The 2,337-nt window shown below is 47.8% G+C and carries 2 protein-coding genes; both read right to left on the reverse strand.

From position 1 onward, the window contains the following. Window positions 1–221: 221 nt before the first annotated feature. A complete protein-coding gene (locus FCN80_RS25645; protein ID WP_230492972.1) occupies window positions 222–599 on the reverse strand; it encodes a diacylglycerol kinase in 378 nt (125 codons plus the stop codon). Between the two features lie 283 nt (window positions 600–882). Continuing rightward, entirely contained in the window at window positions 883–2,007 is a 1,125-nt protein-coding gene (locus FCN80_RS25650) for an N-acetyltransferase (protein WP_136993157.1), read from the reverse strand. Window positions 2,008–2,337 lie beyond the last annotated feature (330 nt).

Consider the following 2,337-nt stretch of genomic DNA (forward strand, 5'->3'; position numbering starts at 1 on the left):
AGCAATGCCCGTCCCCAATACCCCCATTGAGCAGGCCACCGCGAACGTTTCAAAGGTTAAGTAATTTTATTGATTCGAACCGCCCCGGTAATCCTGGAGACTAAACTTTTTGAGAGAGGTAAACAGGATGACTAAAAATACGCGCTTTTCCCCTGAGGTCCCTCAGCGGGCCATCCGTATGGTTCTGGAAAGTCAGGACGAATATTCAAACGCCATACGACTCAATCAAACAATACCACCAGCCAAAGGATTATCGTCATCACAACCGCCACTAATTGCGCTGCTCCGCCCACATCCTTGGCGCGTTTGGATAAGGGATGGATGTCCAGAGAAATGCGATCCACGACAGTTTCAATCGCGGTATTAAGCAATTCAACCACCAGTAAGATAAAACAACTGAAAATTAATAATAATCTTTCCATTTTTGTAATATCTAAAAAAAAAGTCACTATAAGTAAAAATAAATCAACCATCAGAAGTTGACGAAAAGCATCTTCTGTATGAAAAGCATCAGCGAAACCGGCCAATGAGTTTTTAATGCTGCTTGATAAGCGGCTTATTCCTTTTTTCTTTTCAAAAGGCATGCGTTTCACTCCCATAGCCATCCGGGTAATATAAAAAAATACGTCACGCACCGTGAGTAATGACAATCGACACGCAAGCGACACATTCGTCGGGGAGGGATTTTACCCGCCCAAGGCGGGTCTCCGGCGAGAGAGGGGATGTCTTTCATGCCCTCCCTGGCGCATAGATGACTCTGTGACCGGGGCGAGCGCCGCCAATGTAAGCGACAATGCGAAGCATGACGCGCAGGGATATCTGCCGAGCACCGTTCATGTTAGATGATATCGATAAAGGGTGGAGTGCCCGCACGCCAAATCCTTAAAGTTGCTTTTCGTATAAACGATAGCGTTTATAGGGAATGGCCCCGATTCGCTCTAAAATCGTACGCATGCCGGTATTGGACTCCAGGATCCACGACATTTCCAACGCATCAATATTGCGCCGAGCAAAGGGATCGCGTAATGCCTCAATGAGCAATAATGCAATGATCGGCCCCATGCGACTGAAATGGTATTCCTGGCGAACGCCCATCAGAGGCACCCTGGCCGTGCGCACGCCGCTCACTTTCAAACGCCATAACAGCTTTGCCCAGCCCAAAGGCAATAAATGCCCCTTCAAATCGGCAATGGCTTCATTGATATTCGGCAAACCAACGATAAAAGCGCAGGGGACGGAATCCACCTCAGCAATATGAATCATATCGTCAGGTACCAGGAACTTCAGTTGCTCTCCCAGCGTGGCGAACTCATGCTCAGTGAAGGGCACAAATCCCCAATTATCCTGCCATCCAGAGTTGAAAATCTCCCTAATTACTTGCATTTCCTCACTAAACCGCTTGCGATTAAGGCAGCGAACCGTCACTTTCTTGCGTACCTGCGCCATCAACCTGGTCAATACCGGCGAAAAATACAGGTCGGTCCGGTTCATCCAATAGGCAAGCAAATCTGTGCCTTGTTTATAGCCTTGCTGCTCCACATAGCTGGCATAATAGGGTTTAGCGTGTGTCATCATCGTTGAAGGCGGGGTATCAAAACCGTCGATCAATAAACCACTCTCTTGATTGATATTAAGGCTGAATGGCCCGGTGATCCTTAGCGCGCCTTTAGACTTCAACCACGCTTCCGCCGCGGCAAATAGTGCATTGAACACGTCCAAATCATCAATAGCGTCGATCATGCCAAAGTGACCGGTATCTTGGCCATAAAGTCCGCGGTGTAAAGAATCAATTTGCGCGATGATACGGCCGATAATCTTCCCCTCTTTTTTGGCTATCCAGGCCTGCCATTCAATATGTTCAGCGCCAGGGTTCTTGTTTGAAAGATGCTCCTTGCGTTCCAGATATAGGGGGTCAATCCAATTAGGATCATCGCGATAGAGTGAGGAAGGGAAATTGATAAATGCCTTAAGATCACGCTTATCCAGTGCTTTCTCAACCCGAATCATAAATAACCTTTAATTTCAAAAAACTAACCAAAAGAAAACGCGATAACGCGACTGACATTATCTACTTTGCATCAGATTATGCATTATGCCTCGCCTCCCTTATCCAGGATAAGGGATCCCCTGCCCAACGGCCGTTAGGCCGGCGTTTAACTCGAAATTCCCCCCGCGTTTCCCCAGCGCAAGAGCATATCAGTAACCCCCTGTAAGTTAGCGCCAGCCCTTCGTGGCGCGCGTGCATGTTATTCCCGACGTGTGTCAACGGCGATTTAAAACGAATACAGTTTTGTCACCCGCAGCGATTTAAAACTAATACACCTCCGTCTCCAGCCA

It is taken from the genome of Martelella alba (assembly GCF_005217455.1).
In the GTDB taxonomy this organism is placed as follows: Bacteria; Pseudomonadota; Gammaproteobacteria; order Enterobacterales; family Enterobacteriaceae; genus Acerihabitans.

What these genes read in the sequence shown, in the direction of transcription:
- FCN80_RS25645 (WP_230492972.1), bottom strand. Translation starts at nt 599, where the DNA reads ATGGGAGTGAAACGCATGCCTTTTGAAAAGAAAAAAGGAATAAGCCGC.
- FCN80_RS25650 (WP_136993157.1), bottom strand. Translation starts at nt 2,007, where the DNA reads ATGATTCGGGTTGAGAAAGCACTGGATAAGCGTGATCTTAAGGCATTT.